Origin of the sequence: Klebsiella sp. 2-CIP_Kleb., from assembly GCF_050378715.1 — a bacterium.
Classification (GTDB): Bacteria; Pseudomonadota; Gammaproteobacteria; order Enterobacterales; family Enterobacteriaceae; genus Klebsiella; species Klebsiella quasipneumoniae.
The window spans coordinates 272607-293665 of record NZ_JBNRLG010000004.1; the positions used below are offsets into that span (position 1 = coordinate 272607).

18 protein-coding genes and 1 pseudogene are annotated in these 21059 nt (G+C 58.6%); 15 read left to right on the forward strand and 4 right to left on the reverse strand.

Features of this window, described 5'->3' with window-relative positions; all coding sequences use genetic code 11:
• The first annotated feature begins 1 nt into the window (after position 1).
• The 6 genes from livF (at position 2) to ugpQ (ending at position 5948) form a co-directional block, all read left to right on the forward strand.
• Complete coding sequence (gene livF, locus ACQUTP_RS16400; RefSeq protein ID WP_004145133.1) at positions 2 to 715, forward strand: high-affinity branched-chain amino acid ABC transporter ATP-binding protein LivF; 714 nt, start codon at positions 2 to 4, stop codon at positions 713 to 715.
• Positions 716 to 986: 271 nt separating this feature from the next.
• The gene (gene ugpB, locus ACQUTP_RS16405; protein WP_004174008.1) at positions 987 to 2303 is read left to right on the forward strand and encodes a sn-glycerol-3-phosphate ABC transporter substrate-binding protein UgpB; all 1317 of its coding nucleotides are present in this window, start codon (positions 987 to 989) and stop codon (positions 2301 to 2303) included.
• A gap of 106 nt (positions 2304 to 2409) precedes the next feature.
• The gene (ugpA, locus tag ACQUTP_RS16410) at positions 2410 to 3297 is read left to right on the forward strand and encodes a sn-glycerol-3-phosphate ABC transporter permease UgpA (protein ID WP_002920792.1); all 888 of its coding nucleotides are present in this window, start codon (positions 2410 to 2412) and stop codon (positions 3295 to 3297) included.
• Positions 3294 to 4139 (forward strand): sn-glycerol-3-phosphate ABC transporter permease UgpE, encoded by an 846-nt coding sequence (gene ugpE / locus ACQUTP_RS16415; protein ID WP_004202115.1) that lies wholly within the window; start codon positions 3294 to 3296, stop codon positions 4137 to 4139. Before ugpA ends, ugpE begins: the two co-directional genes overlap by 4 nt.
• Position 4140: 1 nt before the next feature.
• Positions 4141 to 5211, forward strand: a complete 1071-nt coding sequence (locus tag ACQUTP_RS16420; protein WP_004150074.1) for a sn-glycerol-3-phosphate import ATP-binding protein UgpC — start codon at positions 4141 to 4143, stop codon at positions 5209 to 5211.
• The gene (ugpQ, locus tag ACQUTP_RS16425; RefSeq protein WP_004202117.1) at positions 5208 to 5948 is read left to right on the forward strand and encodes a glycerophosphodiester phosphodiesterase; all 741 of its coding nucleotides are present in this window, start codon (positions 5208 to 5210) and stop codon (positions 5946 to 5948) included. The genes ACQUTP_RS16420 and ugpQ overlap by 4 nt, the downstream gene beginning before the upstream one ends.
• Before the next feature lie 24 nt (positions 5949 to 5972).
• On the opposite strand, the gene ACQUTP_RS16430 is transcribed toward ugpQ, so the two are convergent.
• Positions 5973 to 6293, reverse strand: a complete 321-nt coding sequence (locus ACQUTP_RS16430; RefSeq protein WP_004202118.1) for a DUF2756 family protein — start codon at positions 6291 to 6293, stop codon at positions 5973 to 5975.
• A 123-nt stretch (positions 6294 to 6416) separates the two neighbouring features.
• Between ACQUTP_RS16430 and ggt the strand changes: the two genes are divergently transcribed.
• Positions 6417 to 8162 (forward strand): gamma-glutamyltransferase, encoded by a 1746-nt coding sequence (gene ggt / locus ACQUTP_RS16435; protein WP_135712311.1) that lies wholly within the window; start codon positions 6417 to 6419, stop codon positions 8160 to 8162.
• Between the two features lie 89 nt (positions 8163 to 8251).
• On the opposite strand, the gene yhhY is transcribed toward ggt, so the two are convergent.
• Both yhhY and ACQUTP_RS16445 read right to left on the reverse strand, forming a co-directional pair.
• Complete coding sequence (yhhY, locus tag ACQUTP_RS16440; protein WP_163620266.1) at positions 8252 to 8728, reverse strand: N-acetyltransferase; 477 nt, start codon at positions 8726 to 8728, stop codon at positions 8252 to 8254.
• Positions 8729 to 8967: 239 nt separating this feature from the next.
• A complete protein-coding gene (locus tag ACQUTP_RS16445; RefSeq protein WP_285756274.1) occupies positions 8968 to 9609 on the reverse strand; it encodes a bactofilin family protein in 642 nt (213 codons plus the stop codon).
• A 264-nt stretch (positions 9610 to 9873) separates the two neighbouring features.
• On the opposite strand from ACQUTP_RS16445, the gene ACQUTP_RS16450 reads away from it, so the two are divergent.
• The 5 genes from ACQUTP_RS16450 to gntU all read left to right on the forward strand — a co-directional run bounded on the left by ACQUTP_RS16450 (position 9874) and on the right by gntU (position 15016).
• Positions 9874 to 10911 carry an oxidoreductase gene (locus tag ACQUTP_RS16450; protein ID WP_049004487.1) on the forward strand — a complete coding sequence of 346 codons (1038 nt, stop codon included), beginning with the start codon at positions 9874 to 9876 and terminating at the stop codon, positions 10909 to 10911.
• Between the two features lie 121 nt (positions 10912 to 11032).
• A complete protein-coding gene (locus tag ACQUTP_RS16455; RefSeq protein ID WP_002920779.1) occupies positions 11033 to 11728 on the forward strand; it encodes a pirin family protein in 696 nt (231 codons plus the stop codon).
• 239 nt (positions 11729 to 11967) lie between these two features.
• Entirely contained in the window at positions 11968 to 12963 is a 996-nt protein-coding gene (gene gntR, locus ACQUTP_RS16460) for a gluconate operon transcriptional repressor GntR (protein WP_002920777.1), read from the forward strand.
• Positions 12964 to 13145: 182 nt separating this feature from the next.
• Positions 13146 to 13676, forward strand: coding sequence for a gluconokinase (gene gntK / locus ACQUTP_RS16465; RefSeq protein ID WP_004202126.1), 531 nt, complete (start codon positions 13146 to 13148; stop codon positions 13674 to 13676).
• Positions 13676 to 15016 (forward strand): gluconate transporter, encoded by a 1341-nt coding sequence (gene gntU / locus ACQUTP_RS16470; RefSeq protein WP_004202127.1) that lies wholly within the window; start codon positions 13676 to 13678, stop codon positions 15014 to 15016. Before gntK ends, gntU begins: the two co-directional genes overlap by 1 nt.
• Here the strand turns inward: gntU and ACQUTP_RS16475 are convergent.
• Positions 15013 to 15375: pseudogene (locus tag ACQUTP_RS16475) on the reverse strand (hypothetical protein). The gene gntU and the pseudogene ACQUTP_RS16475 sit on opposite strands and share 4 nt — an antisense overlap.
• A 103-nt stretch (positions 15376 to 15478) precedes the next feature.
• Between ACQUTP_RS16475 and asd the strand changes: the two are divergent.
• From asd to glgX, 3 genes are all read left to right on the forward strand, one after another.
• Positions 15479 to 16585, forward strand: coding sequence for an aspartate-semialdehyde dehydrogenase (asd, locus tag ACQUTP_RS16480; RefSeq protein WP_017899971.1), 1107 nt, complete (start codon positions 15479 to 15481; stop codon positions 16583 to 16585).
• 237 nt (positions 16586 to 16822) lie between these two features.
• Positions 16823 to 19009: a 1,4-alpha-glucan branching enzyme gene (gene glgB, locus ACQUTP_RS16485; RefSeq protein WP_017899970.1), complete on the forward strand. Its 2187-nt coding sequence runs from the start codon at positions 16823 to 16825 to the stop codon at positions 19007 to 19009.
• Entirely contained in the window at positions 19006 to 20982 is a 1977-nt protein-coding gene (glgX, locus tag ACQUTP_RS16490; RefSeq protein WP_049004489.1) for a glycogen debranching protein GlgX, read from the forward strand. Before glgB ends, glgX begins: the two co-directional genes overlap by 4 nt.
• Positions 20983 to 21059: the final 77 nt, after the last annotated feature.

The window sequence follows — 21059 nt, forward strand, 5'->3', positions numbered from 1 at the left end:
GATGGAAAACGCGATGTTAACTTTTGACAACGTCAGCGCCCACTACGGCAAGATTCAGGCGCTGCACAACGTCAGCCTGCATATCAAACAGGGCGAGATTGTGACGCTTATCGGCGCCAACGGCGCGGGGAAAACCACCCTGCTCGGCACGCTGTGCGGCGATCCGCGCGCCTCCAGCGGGCGCATTGTCTTTGACGGTAAGGATATTACCGACTGGCAGACGGCGAAGATCATGCGTGAGGCGGTGGCGATCGTCCCGGAAGGGCGGCGCGTCTTTTCGCGTATGACGGTGGAAGAGAACCTGGCGATGGGCGGTTTTTTTGCCGACCGCGATCAGTTCCAGACCCGCATCAAATGGGTGTATGAGTTGTTTCCGCGTCTGCACGAGCGCCGTATCCAGCGCGCCGGCACCATGTCCGGCGGCGAACAGCAGATGCTGGCGATCGGTCGCGCTCTGATGAGCCAGCCGCGTCTGCTGCTGCTGGATGAACCGTCATTAGGGCTGGCGCCGATCATTATTCAGCAGATCTTCGATACTATTGAGCAACTGCGCGAGCAGGGGATGACTATCTTCCTCGTCGAGCAGAACGCCAACCAGGCGCTGAAGCTGGCCGACCGCGGCTACGTGCTGGAGAACGGTCACGTGGTGCTGGAGGATACCGGCGACGCGCTGCTGGCCAACGAGGCGGTGCGTAGCGCCTATCTCGGCGGTTAATTCATCGCAACCCGGCGTCGTTCAGTTCGCCGGTTTGTAGCCCGGGCGAGGCGCTTGCGCCGACCCCGGGAGCCGATCGCACAACTATTATCCGTGTCTCAGCTCCCACTTTACTTCCCCCGTCCTTTCATCGGCTTGTCATCTCTCTGACCCGTTACTATCTTTTTTTTGTAATAAAAAAGTTATTTTTCTGTAATTCGAACATGTCATGTTACCCCGCGAGCATAAAACGCGTGAAATCGCGCATCCGGCACAACAAGAGAGATAACCGATGATATCGTTACGACATACAGCTTTAGGACTGGCGCTGAGCCTGGCTTTTGCCGGTCAGGCCCTGGCGGTTACCACCATCCCGTTCTGGCACTCAATGGAAGGCGAACTGGGTAAAGAAGTGGATTCTCTGGCGCAACGCTTTAACGCGGCCAATCCTGATTACAAAATCGTTCCGGTATACAAGGGCAACTATGAACAGAGCCTGAGCGCCGGTATCGCCGCCTTCCGTACCGGCAACGCGCCGGCGATCCTGCAGGTGTATGAAGTGGGCACCGCCACCATGATGGCGTCGAAAGCCATTAAGCCGGTCTACCAGGTGTTTAGCGAGGCGGGCATCAAGTTTGATGAATCGCAGTTTGTGCCGACGGTCGCCGGGTATTACACCGATTCGAAAACCGGCCATCTGCTCTCCCAGCCGTTTAACAGCTCCACCCCGGTGCTGTACTACAATAAAGACGCCTTCAAAAAAGCCGGTTTAGATCCAGAGCAGCCGCCGAAGACCTGGCAGGATCTGGCGGCCTACACCGCGAAGCTGAAAGCTGCCGGGATGAAGTGCGGCTACGCCAGCGGCTGGCAGGGCTGGATCCAGATCGAGAACTTCAGCGCCTGGCATGGTCTGCCGGTGGCGACGAAAAATAATGGCTTTGACGGCACCGACGCGGTTCTTGAGTTCAATAAGCCGGAGCAGGTGAAGCATATCGCGCTGCTCGAAGAGATGAACAAGAAGGGCGATTTCAGCTACTTCGGGCGTAAAGACGAGTCCACTGAAAAGTTCTATAACGGCGATTGTGCCATTACCACTGCCTCGTCCGGCTCGCTGGCCGATATCCGCCAGTACGCCAAATTTAACTACGGCGTCGGCATGATGCCTTACGATGCCGATGTGAAAGGCGCGCCGCAGAACGCTATCATTGGCGGGGCCAGCCTGTGGGTGATGCAGGGCAAAGACAAAGAGACCTACACCGGCGTGGCGAAGTTCCTCGACTTCCTGACCAAACCGGAAAACGCCGCCGAGTGGCACCAGAAAACCGGCTATCTGCCGATCACCACCGCGGCCTACGATCTGACCCGCCAGCAGGGCTTCTATGATAAGAACCCGGGCGCCGATATCGCCACCCGCCAGATGCTGAACAAGCCGCCGTTGCCGTTCACCAAAGGCCTGCGCCTGGGCAATATGCCGCAAATCCGCACCATCGTCGATGAAGAGCTGGAGAGCGTGTGGACCGGCAAGAAAACCCCGCAACAGGCGCTGGATTCCGCCGTTCAGCGTGGGAATCAGCTGCTGCGCCGCTTCGAACAAGCGACCAAATCGTAATCTGTAACTTGCCCGGTGGCGCTGCGCTTACCGGGCCTACGATGTGCCCTATGTAGGCCGGGTAAGGCGTAGCCGCCACCCGGCATTGTTCAGGAACCCAATCTCCATGTCATCATCCCGTCCGGTATTCCGCTCGCGCTGGCTGCCCTACGTGCTGGTCGCGCCGCAGCTGATTATCACGCTGATTTTCTTTATCTGGCCCGCGGGCGAAGCGCTGTGGTATTCGCTACAGAGCGTCGACCCCTTTGGCCTCTCCAGCCAGTTCGTCGGCCTGGATAACTTCGTTGCGCTGTTCCACGATCCGTACTATCTGGACTCATTTTGGACCACCATAAAATTCAGCGCCCTGGTGACCGTCAGCGGCCTGCTCATCTCGCTGTTTTTCGCCGCGCTGGTCGACTACGTGGTGCGCGGCAGCCGCTTCTATCAGACCCTGATGCTACTGCCGTACGCCGTGGCCCCCGCCGTGGCGGCGGTATTGTGGATCTTCCTCTTTAACCCCGGGCGCGGGCTGATCACTCACTTCCTTGGCGAGCTGGGCTACGACTGGAACCACGCGCAAAACAGCGGCCAGGCGATGTTCCTGGTGGTCTTTGCCTCGGTATGGAAGCAGATAAGCTACAACTTCCTGTTTTTCTTCGCCGCGCTGCAGTCGATCCCGCGTTCGCTGGTTGAGGCCGCCGCCATCGACGGCGCCGGACCAATCCGCCGCTTCTTCAAGCTGGCGCTGCCGCTGATTGCGCCGGTAAGTTTCTTCCTGCTGGTGGTCAACCTGGTTTACGCCTTCTTCGACACCTTCCCGGTGATCGATGCTGCCACCGCCGGCGGGCCGGTGCAGGCGACCACCACCCTGATTTACAAAATCTATCGCGAAGGTTTCGCCGGGCTCGATCTTTCCGCTTCCGCCGCGCAGTCGGTGGTGCTGATGTTCCTCGTCATTATCCTGACGGTGGTGCAGTTCCGTTACGTTGAAAGTAAGGTGCGTTACCAATGATTGAGAACCGTCGCGGGCTGACGATTTTCAGCCACACCATGCTGATTTTGGGCATCGCCGTCATTTTATTCCCGCTATATGTTGCCTTCGTGGCGGCGACGCTGGATAACCAATCGGTGTTCGAAACGCCGATGACGCTGATCCCCGGCGGACATCTGCTGGAGAACATGAAGACCATCTGGGTGAACGGCGTCGGCGTCAACAGCGCGCCGTTCTGGCTGATGATGCTCAACAGCTTCATCATGGCGTTCGCCATTACGGTGGGCAAAATCGTGGTGTCGATGCTTTCGGCGTTCGCCATCGTCTGGTTCCGCTTTCCGCTGCGTAACCTGTTCTTCTGGCTGATCTTTATCACCCTCATGCTGCCGGTCGAGGTGCGTATTTTCCCGACGGTGGAAGTGATCGCCAATCTCAACATGCTCGACAGCTACGCCGGGCTTACGCTGCCGCTAATGGCCTCGGCCACCGCCACCTTCCTGTTCCGCCAGTTCTTTATGACCCTGCCGGACGAGCTGATTGAAGCGGCGCGTATCGATGGCGCTTCGCCGATGCGCTTTTTTCGCGACATCGTGCTGCCGCTGTCGAAAACCAACCTCGCGGCGCTGTTCGTCATCACCTTTATCTACGGCTGGAACCAGTATCTGTGGCCGTTGCTGATTATTCAGGATGTGAATCTTGGCACCGCCGTCGCCGGCATCAAAGGCATGATCGCCACCGGCGAAGGCACTACCCAGTGGAATCAGGTGATGGCGGCGATGCTGCTGACCCTGATCCCGCCGGTTGTCATCGTTTTAGCCATGCAGCGCGCGTTTGTGCGTGGCCTGGTCGATAGTGAGAAATAAAATGGCTGGTTTAAAACTACAGGCAGTAAGCAAAAGCTGGGATGGCAAAACCCAGGTGATTCAACCGCTGACGCTGGACGTGGCGGACGGGGAATTTATCGTTATGGTCGGCCCGTCGGGCTGCGGGAAATCTACGCTGCTGCGGATGGTCGCCGGACTGGAGCGGGTGACCAGCGGCGATATCTGGATCGACCGCAAGCGGGTGACCGAGATGGAGCCGAAGGATCGCGGCATCGCCATGGTGTTCCAGAACTATGCCCTTTATCCGCATATGAGCGTGGAAGAGAACATGGCGTGGGGGCTGAAGATCCGCGGCATGGGTAAGGGATTGATCGCCGAGCGGGTGCAGGAGGCGGCGCGTATTCTTGAGCTGGACGGCCTGCTCAAGCGCCGCCCGCGCGAGCTCTCCGGCGGCCAGCGCCAGCGCGTGGCGATGGGCCGCGCCATCGTGCGCGACCCTGCGGTATTCCTCTTCGACGAACCGTTGTCAAACCTCGACGCCAAGCTGCGCGTGCAGATGCGTCTTGAGCTGCAGCAGCTGCATCGCCGCCTGAAAACCACCTCGTTGTACGTTACCCATGACCAGGTGGAGGCGATGACCCTCGCCCAGCGGGTGATGGTGATGAACAAAGGCGTTGCCGAGCAGATCGGCACCCCGGTCGAAGTATATGAGAAGCCGGCCAGCCGCTTTGTGGCGAGCTTTATCGGCAGCCCGGCCATGAACCTGCTGGAAGGGCGCATCAGCGATGACGGCGGTCGCTTTGAGCTGGCGGGCGGCATGCAGCTGCCGACGAATCATGAGCATCGGCGCCACGCCGGGCGTAAAATGACGCTCGGTATCCGCCCGGAGCATTTTATCTTAAGCTCGCAGGCGCAAGGCGGCATTCCGCTGCTGATGGACACCCTGGAAATTTTAGGTGCCGATAACCTCGCCCACGGGCGCTGGGGCGAACAGAAGCTGGTGGTCAGACTGCCGCACCAGCAGCGTCCGGCGGCAGGCAGCACGCTATGGCTGCATCTGCCTTTGGAACATCTGCACCTCTTTGATGGTGAAACAGGACAACGCGCATGAGTAACTGGCCTTATCCCCGTATCGTCGCCCATCGCGGCGGCGGTAAACTGGCGCCGGAGAACACCCTGGCGGCTATCGATGTTGGCGCCCGCTACGGGCATACGATGATTGAATTTGACGCCAAGCTGTCAAAGGACGGGCAGATCTTTCTGCTGCATGACGATAATCTCGAACGCACCAGCAACGGCTGGGGCGTGGCGGGGGAGCTGCCATGGGACGATCTGCTGAAGGTCGATGCTGGCAGCTGGTTCAGCCGTGAATTTAAGGGCGAGCCGCTGCCGCTGCTCTCCCAGGTGGCGGAGCGCTGCCGCCGTCACGGCATGATGGCGAATATCGAAATTAAACCGACCACTGGCCTTGGGCCGCAGACCGGCAACGTGGTGGCCCTGGCGGCACGGGAGCTGTGGGCGGGAATGACCGCGCCGCTGCTGTCGTCGTTTGAAATCGATGCCCTGGAGGCGGCGCAGGAAGCCGCTCCCGAGCTGCCGCGCGGGCTGCTGCTGGATGAGTGGCGCGATGACTGGCGGGAGTTGACCACCCGGCTGGGCTGCGTGTCCATTCACCTCAACCACAAGCTGCTGGACGCCGGGCGGGTGGCAAGCCTGAAACAGGCCGGCCTGCATATCCTGGTGTATACCGTTAACAAACCCCAGCGCGCCGCCGAGCTGCTGCGCTGGGGCGTAGACTGCATCTGCACCGATGCCATTGACGTCATCGGGCCGGATTTCCAGCCTTAATATCCACTGCGCGGCGGCTGGCCTTTACGGGTTGGTCTGCCGCAGCATCCCTCCATTATTGTTCGGCAGCACCTGCTGCGGCGGATTGATATTCCCGCCCTGTGCGGCACGCTGCTGATTGGTCTGCAGCTGGTTTTGCAGATGCTGCTGCTGGGAGCGAGTCTGATTGTTCAGATTCTGCTTCAGCATGCTCTGCTGCTGCTGTTGCTGCACCTTCATCTCATTTTGCATGCGCTGCTGGCTGGGGACCACGTAACCCGGCTGATTGGGGTTGTTATCAATATTGATTGGCTGGGCTAAAACGCCGAGCGGCATCAGCGCCGCCAGAAATAACATCGCTTTCATGGTTTTCTCCTCCCGTGCGTGGGATCACTTAAGTGTACCTCGAATCCGCCATAACAATGATTTTTTAGGAGTTATCAACCAGGCTTAAGCGGGGAATGAAACCTACCTATCAGGAGTAAGACAATGATAAAAACAACAATCTGGCGTCAGGTGGTCATCGCTGCGTTGCTGGCGGGCGGGAGTTTTACCGTTGCCGCCAGTCCGCCACCGCCGCCGCCGGTCTCTTATGGCGTAGAGGAGGATGTGTTCCACCCGGTTCGCGCCCGACAGGGGATGGTGGCCTCGGTGGATGCCCTGGCCACCCGCGTCGGTGTGGACATTCTGCGCCAGGGCGGCAACGCCGTCGATGCGGCGGTGGCGGTCGGCTACGCGCTGGCGGTCACCCATCCGCAGGCCGGGAATATCGGCGGCGGCGGTTTTATGCTGCTGCGTACGAAAGACGGCAAGACCACGGCCATCGATTTCCGCGAAATGGCGCCGGAGCAGGCTACGCGCGACATGTTCCTTGACGATCAGGGTAACCCGGACAGTAAAAAATCGCTCACCTCGCATCTCGCCTCCGGCACGCCAGGCAGCGTCGCCGGTTTCTCTCTTGCCCTGGAAAAATACGGCACCATGCCGCTGAACAAAGTGATCCGCCCGGCGATTAAGTTGGCGGAAGAGGGCTTTATCGTTAACGATGCGTTGGCGGACGATCTGAAGACCTACGGCAGCGAAGTGATCCCGCAGCACGAAAACAGCAAAGCGATCTTCTGGAAGAACGGCGAGCCGCTAAAGAAGGGCGACCGGCTGATACAGAAGAATCTGGGGAAAAGCCTCGAGCTGATTGCCGAGCACGGTCCGGATGCCTTCTATAAAGGCGCTATCGCCGACCAGATTGCTGAGGAGATGAAAAAGCACGGCGGGCTTATCACCAAAGCTGACCTCGCTAACTATAAAGCGGTGGAGCGCACGCCGATTAGCGGTGAATATCGCGGGTATGAGGTTTATTCCATGCCGCCGCCGTCTTCCGGGGGGATCCACATCGTGCAGATCCTCAATATCCTCGAAAACTTCGATCTGCAGAAATATGGCTTTGGCAGCGCCGACACCATGCAGGTGATGGCGGAGGCGGAGAAACACGCCTATGCCGACCGCTCTGAATATCTCGGCGATCCTGACTTCGTCAAAGTGCCGTGGCAGGCGCTGACCAGCAAAGCCTACGCCAAAGCGATCGCCGCTGAGATCGACGTCAATAAGGCGAAGCCTTCCAGCCAGATCCGCCCGGGCAAACTGGCGCCCTATGAAAGCAACCAGACCACCCATTTCTCGGTGGTGGATAAAGAGGGCAATGCGGTGGCGGTGACCTATACGCTGAATACCACCTTCGGTACCGGCATTGTGGCCGGCGACTCCGGCATTCTGCTGAATAACCAGATGGATGATTTCTCGGCGAAGCCCGGCGTGCCTAACGTCTATGGCCTGGTGGGCGGCGACGCCAATGCGGTGGAGCCGAAAAAACGCCCGCTGTCGTCGATGTCGCCGACCATTGTGGTGAAAGACGGCAAAACCTGGCTGGTGACGGGCAGTCCCGGGGGCAGCCGGATCATCACCACCGTACTGCAGATAGTGGTCAATACCATCGATTTCGGGATGAACGTCGCAGAAGCCACCAACGCCCCGCGTTTTCACCATCAATGGCTGCCGGATGAGCTCCGGGTGGAGAAAGGCTTTAGCCCGGATACCCTGAAGCTGCTGGAGGCGAAGGGGCAGAAAGTGGCGCTGAAAGAGGCGATGGGCAGTACCCAGAGCATTATGGTGGGGCCGGACGGGATGCTGTATGGTGCCTCCGATCCGCGTTCGCCGGATGATTTAACGGCGGGGTATTGATATGTTGCCCGGTGGCGCTGTTGCGCTTACCGGGCCAACCACGGCACGAAAGTAGGCCGGGTAAGGCGAAGCCGCCACCCGGCAATAAGCTACTTCATTCTCGCCATATAATACGCATCCACATACACACCGTTGCGCAGCGCGTAACGCTTGCCGGTGCCTTCGATCTCAAATCCGTGTTTTTTGTACACCGCAATCGCTGGCTCGTTATCGGCGAACACCGTCAACTCGATGCGGTCAACGCGCAGCCAGTTATCGCACAGGTCGATCATCTCGCGCATCAGGGCGCTGCCGATACCGCGGCCCTGATGGCCTGCTGAAACCGCCATACCAAAGGTCGCAACGTGGCTGCGACGAGGGCGCGGCTCGACATGGAGCGACAGATGCCCGGTAACCCGATCGTCCAGCGTCGCTACCAGGTGGAAGGTATGGGGTTTGGGCTGTAGCTTCTCCTGCCAGGCTTCCATGGCGGGGTAAGGGATCTGTAGCGTGTCATGATAGACCTCCGGGTGCGCCATCAGCATACGTAAAGGTTCAGCATCGCGCGGTTCGGCATGGCGTATCACTATGTCACTCATTCCCCTATCCTCTTTTTGGTGGTTGATTCCCCTTCACCATCTCTGACGGCAGCCGGGGAGTCAATGTTGTTTTTTGCAAAAAAAGATAGACAAGTGCGAATGAGAATGATTATTATTGTCCTGCATTCAGGAAGACCCCTGCGGAAAGCCTGAAAGCACGACATTGCTCACATTGCTTCCAGTATTACTTTAGCCAGCCGGGTGCTGGCTTTTTTTTTGCTGCAATCTCAGGCGCTTTGCGGCCTGGCGGACGTCACGCCGTCTTCCGCAACCAGGCCGATGAGATGACTTTTGCTTTCCGCCGCGGCCAGCACCTCGGCGCTGCCGGTGAACAGGCCCCCCTTTTTAATCGCCAGCGAGCGATAGGTGAGGGTGCCATCCAAATTGCCATGCTCCTCAATGGTGATACTGTCGCCGCGACACTGGCCCTGCACCTTGCCGTCAATAATCAGCTCCCGGCAGCTGATGTTGCCCTCCACCTGGCCTTCACGCATCACCTTAATCAGATGTTCTTTAGCCTCAATGTTGCCGGTAAGCTGGCCGTGAATGTAGACATGGCCGCTGGCGACAATATTGCCGACGAAATGCACCCCGCTGGCGATGACCGTGATCTCTTGTTTTTTACTGGCGACCGTTGGGGATTCTGGGTTATTTGCCGGAGGCGTGACCACTTCTGAAGTCTGGGGTTCCGTTTTATTTTTCTTGATAAACATCGCGTTAATCTTGTTCCGTTGGCTATGGAGGAGGAAGGCGACCAGCGCGCAGGCGGCCGCCAGGCGCGCCGGCACGATCGCATTGACAGACCAGGCGATCAGCGCGAGAAGCCAGAAAAAAAGGGCGCCGTTTAAGGCGAGATACTGTTTGTCCATTAGCAGCGGCTGGCTACTCCGTTAGTCATCAGCAACGTCCTGGTTTGCCCTCCACTTATCCGCAGTTTCGCCATTGAGATCAAGAGGTTTAGCCGGAAAGTGGTGATTTAATCACTTATTAATCAAGTAGTTATTAATAATTACGTATAAGTAGTGCACTACCTATTTTTTTGACGAATCTTCACGGAAAACGGACTGAGAGGATGAAGTCATGTCCCGGCTTGCGCTATGGTTGAAGGTAGTTCATTCACTAAGGACAGCGTTATGACTCTGCACTGCGCATTTATTGGCTTCGGCAAAAGCACCACCCGCTACCATCTTCCTTACGTATTACACCGCCAGGACCGCTGGCAGGTGGCGCACATCTACCGCCGTCGGGCGAAGCCCGAAGAGCAGGCGCCGCAGTATTCCCACATCCATTTCACCAGCGATCTCGATGAAGTATTAAACGACCCGCAGGTCAGGCTGGTGGTGGTCTGCACCCATGCCGACAGCCATTTTGAATATGCGAAAAAGGCGCTGGAGGCGGGGAAAAATGTGCTGGTGGAAAAGCCGTTCACCCCGACGCTGGAGGAAGCCAAAACCCTGTTTGCGCTGGCGAACAGCAAAGGCCTGACGGTGACGCCCTACCAGAACCGCCGCTTCGATTCCTGCTTCCTGACCACCAAGAAGGTGATTGAGAGCGGCAAGCTTGGCGAACTGGTGGAGATCGAAAGCCATTTTGACAACTACCGCCCGCTGGCGGAGACCAACCCTGGCGGTCCGCAAAACGGCGAGTTCTATGGCCTTGGCGTACATACCCTGGACCAGATTATTTCGCTGTTCGGCCGCCCGGACCATGTTGCTTACGATCTGCGCTCGCTGCGCAACAAAGCTAACCCGGACGATACCTTTGAGGCCCAGCTGTTCTACGGCGATCTGAAGGCTATCGTTAAGACCAGCCATCTGGTGCAGATCGACTACCCGAAATTCATCGTCCACGGCCATAAAGGCTCGTTTGTGAAATATGGTATCGACCAGCAGGAAACCAGCCTGAAAGCCAATATCATGCCGGGCGAGCCGGGCTTTGGCGCGGATGACAGCGTCGGCGAGCTGGTGTATGTCAACGACGCGGGGGAGACGGTGCGCGAAGCGGTCCCGCTGGAGAGCGGCGACTATGGCCGGGTATACGACGCGCTGTACGATACCCTCGTCAACGGCCAGCCAAATTACGTCAAGGAATCTGACGTTCTTACCAATATGGAGATCCTGCAGCGCGGCTTTGAGCAGCCATCACCGGCCACTATTACCCTGGTGAAATAAGCCCAATCGGCTCCTCTGCGCTTGTTCATATTTTTTGAACAGAGGAGTCAATTTTCACCCTCTATGATCGTTGGCGAAATGGGTCCACACTGACTCCATCGAAAACATATGGGGGTGCAACATGATCTACTTACGCAAAGCGAACGAACGTGGCCATGCTAACCATGGCTGGCTGGATTCCTGGCATACTTTCTCTTTCGCCAACTATTACGACCCGAACTTTATGGGCTTCTCCGCCCTGCGGGTGATTAACGATGACGTCATCGACGCCGGTCAGGGCTTCGGTACCCACCCGCACAAAGACATGGAGATCCTGACCTATGTGCTGGAAGGGGCGGTGGAGCACCAGGACAGCATGGGCAACAAAGAGCAGGTGCCGGCGGGCGAGTTTCAGATCATGAGCGCGGGTACCGGGGTGCGTCACTCTGAGTACAATCCGAGCAAAACCGATCGTCTGCGTCTGTACCAGATCTGGATTATTCCGGAAGAAACCGGCATTACCCCGCGCTACGAGCAGCGCCGCTTCGACGCCGCCCAGGGCAAACAGCTGGTGCTGTCGCCGGATGCGCGAGATGGCTCGCTGAAGGTGTACCAGGATATGGAACTGTATCGCTGGGCGCTGCTGAAAGATGAGCAGTCGGTTCACCAGATTGCTGCGGAACGCCGCGTCTGGATCCAGGTCGTCAAAGGCGAAGTGACCATCAACGGTACCAAAGCTACCACCAGCGATGGTCTGGCCATCTGGGATGAGCAGGCGATTTCGGTTCATGCCGACAGCGATAGCGAAATCCTGCTGTTCGATCTGCCGCCGGTTTGATAGTTATCTGAGGTAGTCTATACCCAAAATAATGCGAGTTGCAGGAAGGCGGCGACGCAGCGAATCCCCAGGAGCTTACATAAGTAAGTGACTGGGGTGAGCGAGGAAAGCCAACGCGCATGCAACTTGAACTATGATGGGTATAAATAAATTGCGCAACCTTCCCTAACATGAGGGAAGGTTGCGCTTTGTCCGTGATAAACTGAGAAAATGTTTCCCCGTTGATCACAGTCAGGACGATGAAAAAGAAAAGACCCGTACTTCAGGATGTAGCCGATCTTGTCGGCGTGACCAAAATGACGGTCAGTCGCTATTTACGCAACCCGGAGCAGGTCTCCGAAGCGCTGCGTGGCAAGATTGCCGTTGCCCTCGATGAACTGGGTTATATTCCCAATCGCGCCCCTGACATTCTCTCCAACGCCACCAGCCGCGCGATTGGCGTGCTGCTGCCATCGTTAACCAACCAGGTGTTCTCGGAAGTGCTGCGCGGTATTGAAAGCGTCACCGACGCCTTCGGCTATCAAACCATGCTGGCGCACTACGGCTACAAGCCGGAAATGGAAGAGAAACGCCTCGAATCAATGCTCTCCTGGAACATTGACGGCCTGATCCTCACCGAACGCACCCATACGCCCCGCACCCTGAAGATGATTGAAGTCGCCGGCATTCCGGTGGTGGAGCTGATGGACAGCCGGTCGCCATGCCTCGATATTGCGGTCGGGTTTGATAACTTTGAAGCTGCCCGGCAGATGACCGCGGCGATCATCGCCCGCGGCCACCGCCACGTCGCCTATCTGGGGGCGCGTCTTGATGAACGTACTATCATCAAACAGAAGGGGTACGAGCAGGCGATGCTCGACGCCGGTATGACGCCCTACAGCGTGATGGTGGAGCAGTCCTCGTCCTATTCATCCGGGATTGAGCTGATGCGCCAGGCGCGTCGCGAATACCCGCAGCTTGACGGCATCTTTTGCACCAACGATGACCTCGCGGTCGGCGCGGCCTTTGAGTGCCAGCGCCTGGGGCTGAAGATCCCCGATGATATGGCAATTGCCGGTTTCCACGGCCACGATATCGGCCAGGTGATGGAGCCGCGGCTGGCCAGCGTCCTGACTCCGCGTGAGCGGATGGGGCGCATCGGCGCCGAACGTCTGCTGGCGCGCATTCGTGGCGAAGCGATTACCCCTAAGATGTTAGATTTAGGTTTCACATTGTCACCGGGCGGATCAATTTAAACTGACAAGTTTGAAGTAGATCACACATATTCACATCTGGCACGAATGGATATTGCTTCTCCACAGGTCCGGCATGACAATGTTACCGATAACAGTTACCCGTAACAATTAACCGATACGCCGCCTTCGCGCTCAATGAGTCTCAGCCACGGCGCGGCGTACCTGTCCGGTGGGAGGATGCTTTGAGCACGACTAATCATGATCACCACGTCTACGTTCTGATGGGCGTTTCCGGCAGCGGAAAATCCGCTGTCGCCAGCGAAGTGGCGCATCAGCTGCATGCCGCGTTTCTCGACGGCGACTTTCTGCATCCGCGCAGCAATATCACCAAGATGGCTTCCGGTGAGCCGCTCAACGATGACGACCGTACCCCGTGGCTGCAGGCGTTAAATGACGCCGCGTTTGCCATGCAGCGTACCAATAAGGTGTCGCTGATCGTCTGCTCGGCGCTGAAGAAGAGCTATCGCGACATTCTGCGCAAGGGCAACCCGAACCTCTCCTTCATCTACCTGAAAGGCGACTTCGAGGTGATCGAAAACCGTCTGAAGGCGCGTAAAGGGCACTTCTTCAAAACCCAAATGTTGGTGACGCAGTTTGAAACGCTGCAGGAACCAGGCGCCGACGAGAGCGATGTGCTTATCGTCGATATCGACCAGCCGCTGGAAGGCGTGGTGGCCAGCACCATTGAGGTGATCAACAAAGGCAGTCACTAGTGAGTACTTTAACGCTTGTTTTAACAGCTGTCGGCTCGGTATTGCTGCTGCTGTTTTTAGTCATGAAGGCGCGGATGCACGCCTTCGTGGCTTTGATGGTGGTTTCTATTGGTGCAGGTCTCTTCTCCGGCATGCCGCTGGATAAAATCGCGGCGACGATGGAGAAGGGGATGGGCGGTACGCTGGGCTTCCTGGCGATCGTCGTCGCGCTGGGCGCGATGTTCGGTAAGATCCTGCATGAAACGGGGGCGGTCGATCAGATTGCCGTCAAGATGCTCAAATCCTTCGGCCACAATCGCGCGCACTATGCGATTGGTCTCGCCGGCCTCATCTGCGCGCTGCCGCTGTTTTTCGAAGTGGCGATCGTACTACTGATCAGCGTCGCCTTCTCGATGGCGCGCCATACCGGCACTAACCTCGTGAAGCTGGTGATCCCGCTGTTTGCCGGGGTGGCCGCCGCCGCAGCGTTCCTGCTGCCGGGACCGGCGCCGATGCTGCTGGCGTCGCAAATGCACGCCGACTTTGGCTGGATGATCCTGATTGGCCTGTGCGCGGCAATTCCGGGGATGATTATCGCCGGGCCGCTGTGGGGCAACTTCATCAGCCGCTACGTTGAGCTGCATATTCCTGACGACGTGACCGAGCCGCATCTCGGCGAAGGCAAAATGCCCTCCTTCGGCTTCAGCCTGTCGCTGATCCTGCTACCGCTGGTGCTGGTAGGCCTGAAAACCATCGCCGCGCGCTTTGTACCGGTGGGGTCTACCGCTTACGAATGGTTCGAATTTATCGGTCACCCGTTCACCGCGATCCTGGTGGCCTGCCTGGTGGCGATCTACGGCCTGGCGGTACGTCAGGGGATGGCGAAAGACCGGGTAATGGAGATCTGCGGCCATGCGCTGCAGCCGGCGGGAATTATCCTGCTGGTGATCGGGGCTGGCGGCGTCTTCAAGCAGGTGCTGGTTGACTCCGGCGTCGGCCCGGCGCTTGGTGAAGCGCTGACCGGCATGGGGCTGCCGATCGCCATTACCTGCTTCGTGCTGGCGGCGGCGGTGCGTATCATCCAGGGATCTGCCACCGTGGCGTGCCTGACGGCTGTCGGCCTGGTGATGCCGGTGATTGAGCAGCTGAACTACAGCGGCGCGCAGATGGCGGCATTATCTATCTGTATCGCCGGCGGCTCGATTGTGGTGAGCCACGTGAACGACGCCGGCTTCTGGTTGTTCGGTAAATTTACCGGCGCCACCGAAGCCCAGACGCTGAAAACCTGGACGATGATGGAAACCATCCTCGGCACCACCGGGGCGATTGTCGGCATGATTGCCTTCCAGCTGCTGAGCTAAGTCTGTTCGTCACCCGCTCGCGGGAGACCAAAAGCCAGGGTAACGCCGTTTACCCTGGCTTCCCGGCAATAAGCCGCGCTTTTTCCCTCTTTTCTCTTCCGGCTCCTCGCCCTTATTAGCGCTACGACGATGCTCGTATCCTTCAGCAAGCCTTGCTGCACCTGGGTTTGTTGCTTCTTTTTGGCAAGGGGAAAATCAGCCGATTTCGTGCTTAATCCATAATCAGGATCAATAAAATCGCAACGGAAAATGTTCCATTCCCTGGGTGATTTCCCCGATAATCATTGCGATTTTGACGACTACCAGCGACGGTGGACAATGCGCAGGATAAGTTGCTTTTCTGATTGTTCAGCAATCATTGATTAATTTCACTTGCGACTTTAGCTGCATTTTGTAAGGTGAGGGATAATCCAGTTGGAAACTGGTCAGGCACAAACAGCACACACCTCGCAGGAATACGTTATGAAAAATGTTGGTTTTATCGGCTGGCGCGGAATGGTCGGCTCTGTTCTCATGCAACGCATGGTTGAAGAGCGCGATTTCGACGCCATTCGCCCGGTGTTCTTCTCTACCTCCCAGCTGGGACAGCCAGCGCCGTCATTCGGCGGTAGCACCGGTGGCACGCTTCAGGATGCGTTCGATCTGGACGCGCTGAAGGCACTGGACATTATTGTCACGTGCCAGGGCGGCGATTACACCAACGAGATTTACCCGAAGCTGCGCGAAAGCGGCTGGCAGGGTTACTGGATTGACGCGGCCTCTTCGCTGCGCATGAAGGACGATGCGATCATTATCCTCGACCCGGTTAACCAGGACGTGATCACCGCCGGCCTGAACAACGGCGTAAAAACCTTTGTCGGCGGCAACTGTACCGTCAGCCTGATGCTGATGTCCCTCGGCGGCCTGTTTGCCCAGGATCTGGTGGAGTGGGTCAGCGTGGCGACATACCAGGCGGCTTCCGGCGGCGGCGCGCGTCATATGCGCGAACTGCTGAGCCAGATGGGCCAGCTGCACAACCACGTCGCGACAGAGCTGGCGGACCCGGCTTCCGCCATTCTGGAAATCGAGCGCAAAGTGACGTCGCTGACCCGCAGCGGCGAGCTGCCGGTGGATAACTTCGGCGTTCCGCTGGCGGGCAGCCTGATCCCGTGGATCGACAAACAACTGGATAACGGCCAGAGCCGCGAAGAGTGGAAAGGCCAGGCGGAGACCAACAAGATCCTCGCCACCTCGTCCGTTATCCCTGTAGACGGCCTGTGCGTCCGCGTTGGCGCGCTGCGCTGCCACAGCCAGGCGTTCACCATCAAGCTGAAAAAAGATGTCTCTATCCCGACCGTTGAGGAGCTACTGGCCGCGCACAACCCGTGGGCCAAAGTGGTACCGAACGATCGCGACATTACCATGCGCGAGCTGACCCCAGCCGCGGTGACTGGCACCCTGACCACCCCGGTCGGACGCCTGCGTAAACTGAATATGGGACCGGAATACCTGTCGGCCTTTACCGTTGGCGACCAGCTGCTGTGGGGCGCCGCCGAGCCGCTGCGCCGGATGCTTCGCCAGCTGGCGTAAGCGCAGGATGAACAGAAAGGGGGTCTTCGAGCCCCCTTTTTTTTTGCGTAATACAAGGAGTAAACGCGGATGTTAGATTTTTCCCCACGGAGGTAACTCAGCCTTGGCTATGCTTTAAGTAAGGAATTCCTTACCTGAAGGTGGGACGGAGCAGAAGGATGCAAAAAGCGCTGCGCCGTTCAGGTCAAAAAAGTCGCCAGTTACAGGAATGAGCGACACTTACAACAGGATGAAAGCATGTCTAATCATATCGATAGAGACGTGATTAATGCGCTAATCGCCGGTCATTTCGCGGACCCTTTTTCCGTGCTCGGCATGCACCGTACCGACGCCGGGCTGGAAGTGCGCGCATTATTACCCGATGCCACCGATGTGTGGGTTATTGAACCAAAAACCGGACGCAAAGTCGGCAAGCTCGAATGCCTCGACTCGCGTGGTTTTTTCAGCGGCGTTCTGCCGCGGCGTAAAAACGCCTTTCGCTATCAGCTGGCCGTCACCTGGCACGGACAGCAGAATCTGATTGATGACCCTTATCGCTTTGGTCCGCTGCTGCAGGATCTTGACGTCTGGCTGCTGTCGGAAGGGACCCACCTGCGCCCTTACGAAACGCTGGGCGCGCATGCCGCCACCATGGACGGCGTTACCGGCACCCGTTTCTCGGTGTGGGCGCCGAACGCCCGCCGTGTCTCGGTGGTGGGGCAGTTTAACTACTGGGACGGTCGACGCCACCCGATGCGATTCCGCAAAGAGTCCGGGATCTGGGAGCTGTTCGTTCCCGGCGCGCACAATGGCCAGCTGTATAAATTCGAACTGATTGACGCCCATGGCCACCTGCGGGTCAAAGCCGACCCTTACGCCTTTGAGTCGCAAATGCGTCCGGAAAGCGCCTCGCTTATCTGCGACCTGCCGCCCAAAGTGGAACAGCCGGCGGACCGCAGAGCGGCGAACCAGTTTGATGCCCCGATCTCTATCTATGAAGTGCATCTCGGCTCCTGGCGTCGCCATACCGACAATAATTTCTGGCTGAGCTACCGCGAGCTGGCCGACCAGCTGGTCCCCTACGCGAAATGGATGGGCTTCACCCATCTCGAGCTGCTGCCGGTTAACGAGCACCCGTTCGACGGCAGCTGGGGCTATCAACCTACCGGCCTCTATGCACCGACCCGCCGTTTCGGCACTCGTGACGATTTCCGTTACTTTATCAACGCCGCGCACGCCGCCGGGCTGAACGTCATTCTTGACTGGGTGCCCGGCCACTTTCCGGCGGATGATTTTGCCCTTGCCTCGTTTGACGGCACTTCGCTGTATGAGCACAGCGATCCGCGCGAGGGATATCACCAGGACTGGAATACCCTGATCTACAACTACGGACGTCGGGAAGTCAGCAACTACCTGGTGGGTAACGCGCTGTACTGGATCGAACGCTTCGGCATCGATGCGCTGCGCGTCGACGCGGTGGCCTCGATGATCTATCGCGACTACAGCCGCAAGGCGGGGGAGTGGATCCCTAACGAATACGGCGGCCGGGAAAATCTGGAAGCCATTGAGTTTCTGCGCAACACCAACCGCATCCTTGGCGAACAGACGCCGGGCGCGGTCACCATGGCGGAAGAGTCCACCGATTTCGCCGGGGTAACCCGTCCGCCAGCCGGCGGCGGCCTCGGTTTCTGGTTCAAATGGAACCTCGGCTGGATGCATGACACCCTGGATTACATGAAGCTCGATCCGGTGCATCGCCGCTACCATCACGACAAAATGACCTTCGGCATGCTCTACAACTACACCGAGAACTTTGTGCTGCCGCTCTCCCACGATGAAGTGGTGCACGGCAAAAAATCGATTCTCGACCGCATGCCGGGGGATGCCTGGCAGAAGTTCGCTAACCTGCGCGCCTACTACGGCTGGCTGTTCGCCTTCCCGGGGAAAAAGCTGCTGTTTATGGGCAATGAGTTCGCTCAGGGCCGCGAGTGGAACCACGACGGCAGCCTCGACTGGCATCTGCTGGAGGGCGGCGACAACTGGCACCACGGCGTTCAGCGGCTGGTGCGCGACCTGAACCATACCTATCGCCACCATAAGGCGCTGCACGAGCTGGATTTCGACCCGTACGGCTTCGAATGGCTGGTGGTCGACGACCATGAGCGCTCGGTGTTTGTCTTTGTGCGCCGCGACCGGGCCGGGAACGAGATTATCGTCGCCAGCAACTTCACGCCGGTACCGCGCCATGACTACCGCTTCGGCATCAACCAGCCGGGCCGCTGGCGCGAGGCGTTGAATACCGACTCAATGCACTATCACGGCAGCAACCAGGGCAACGGCGGCGTGGTGGAAAGCGATGCTATCCCCAGCCACGGTCGCGAACATTCGCTGTCCCTGACCCTGCCGCCGCTGGCGACGATCTGGCTGGTCCGGGAGGCGCAATGACCACCCTCGCGGCAGGCAAACCTGCGCCGTTGGGCGCCAGCTATGACGGCAAAGGGGTGAACTTCGCCCTCTTCTCCGCCCACGCGGAGCGGGTGGAGCTGTGCGTGTTCGACGAGCAGGGCAACGAGCAACGCTTCGATCTCCCGGCGCGCAGCGGCGACATCTGGCACGGCTGGCTGGCTGGCGTCGGGCCGGGCCTGCGCTACGGCTACCGGGTGCATGGTCCCTGGGATCCGGCGCAGGGACACCGCTTTAACCCGGCCAAGCTGCTGCTCGATCCCTGCGCGCACCGGGTGGAAGGCGAGCTGCCGGACGACGAACGCCTGCACGGCGGAATGTGGCAGCCGGATCATCGCGACAGCGCCGCGATAGCGCCAAAATCGCAGGTCGTGGATCTGCATTACGACTGGCTGGGCGATCAACCGCCGCGTACCCCGTGGGGGGAAACGGTGATTTATGAAGCGCACGTGAAAGGGCTCACCCTGCTTAATCCGCAGCTGCCGGAAGCTATTCGCGGAACTTATAAGGCGCTGGGCCACCCGGTAATGATCGCTTACTTCAAATCGCTGGGCATTAGCGCCCTTGAGCTGTTGCCGGTGGCGCAGTTCGCCAGCGAGCCGCGACTGCAGCGGATGGGGTTGAGTAACTACTGGGGCTACAACCCGCTGGCATGGTTCGCGCTGGATCCGCGCTATGCCAGCGACCCGACGCGCGCCCTGGATGAGTTTCGCGATGCGGTTAAGGCGCTGCACGCCGCCGGTATCGAAGTGATACTGGATATCGTGCTCAACCATAGCGCGGAAATCGATCTTGAAGGTCCCACCGTCTCCCTGCGCGGAATCGACAACCGTAGCTATTATTGGGTAAGGGAAGATGGTGATTATCACAACTGGACCGGGTGCGGGAATACGCTCAATCTCAGCCACCCGGGGGTAGTGGAACTGGCGCGCCAGTGTTTGCGCTTCTGGGTGGATGAGTGCCATGTCGACGGTTTTCGCTTCGATCTCGCCTCAGTGATGGGGCGGACACCGGAATTCCGCCAGGATGCGCCACTGTTCGAGGCTATCCGCCACGACAGCGTGCTGTCGCAGGTGAAACTGATCGCCGAACCCTGGGATATCGGCCCGGGGGGCTACCAGGTGGGCAATTTTCCCCCGCTGTTCGCCGAGTGGAACGACCATTTTCGCGATAGCGCCCGCCGCTTCTGGCTGCAGCAAAACGTCTCCCTGGGGGATTTCGCGCAACGCTTCGCGGCCTCCAGCGATCTCTTTGCCCGTGATGGCAAGCCGCCATCGGCGACGGTCAACCTGGTGACGGCCCACGATGGCTTCACGCTGCGCGACTGCGTTTGTTTCAATCAGAAACACAATGAGGCAAACGGGGAGGAGAATCGCGATGGGACTAACAATAACTACAGCAACAATCATGGTATAGAAGGATTAGAAGCTAATTTTGCGGTGATTGAACGGCGACGCGCCAGCGTGCATGCGCTGCTGACGACGCTGCTGCTGGCTCAGGGGACGCCGATGCTGCTGGCGGGCGATGAGCAAGGCCACAGCCAGCACGGCAACAATAATGCTTACTGCCAGGACAATGCCCTGACGTGGCTGGACTGGCGCCAGGCGAACCCGGGATTAACCGCCTTTACCGCGGCGCTGATCCACCTGCGCCGGCGCATTCCGGCGCTCACCCGCAACCGCTGGTGGCAGGAGGGGGATGGTAGCGTCCGTTGGCTTAATCGCAATGCCCAGCCGCTGACTGCCGGGGAGTGGCAGCAGGGGGCAGCGTGTATGCAAATCCAGTTGTCGGATCGCTGGCTGCTCACGCTGAACGCCACCGCAGAGGTGGTCGATATGGTTTTACCCGAGGGGGAATGGCGCGCCGTTCCTCCATTCGCCGGAGAGGATAATCCGGTCATCATGGCTGTCTGGCATGGGCCCGCGCACGGAGTGTGCGTATTTCAAAGGTCGTAAGCCCTGAAGCTTCCGGTAAACCCGTGGCGGCGGCGCGGCGGGATGAGCAGGAAAGCGGGGGTGTAAAAAGGAGTTAA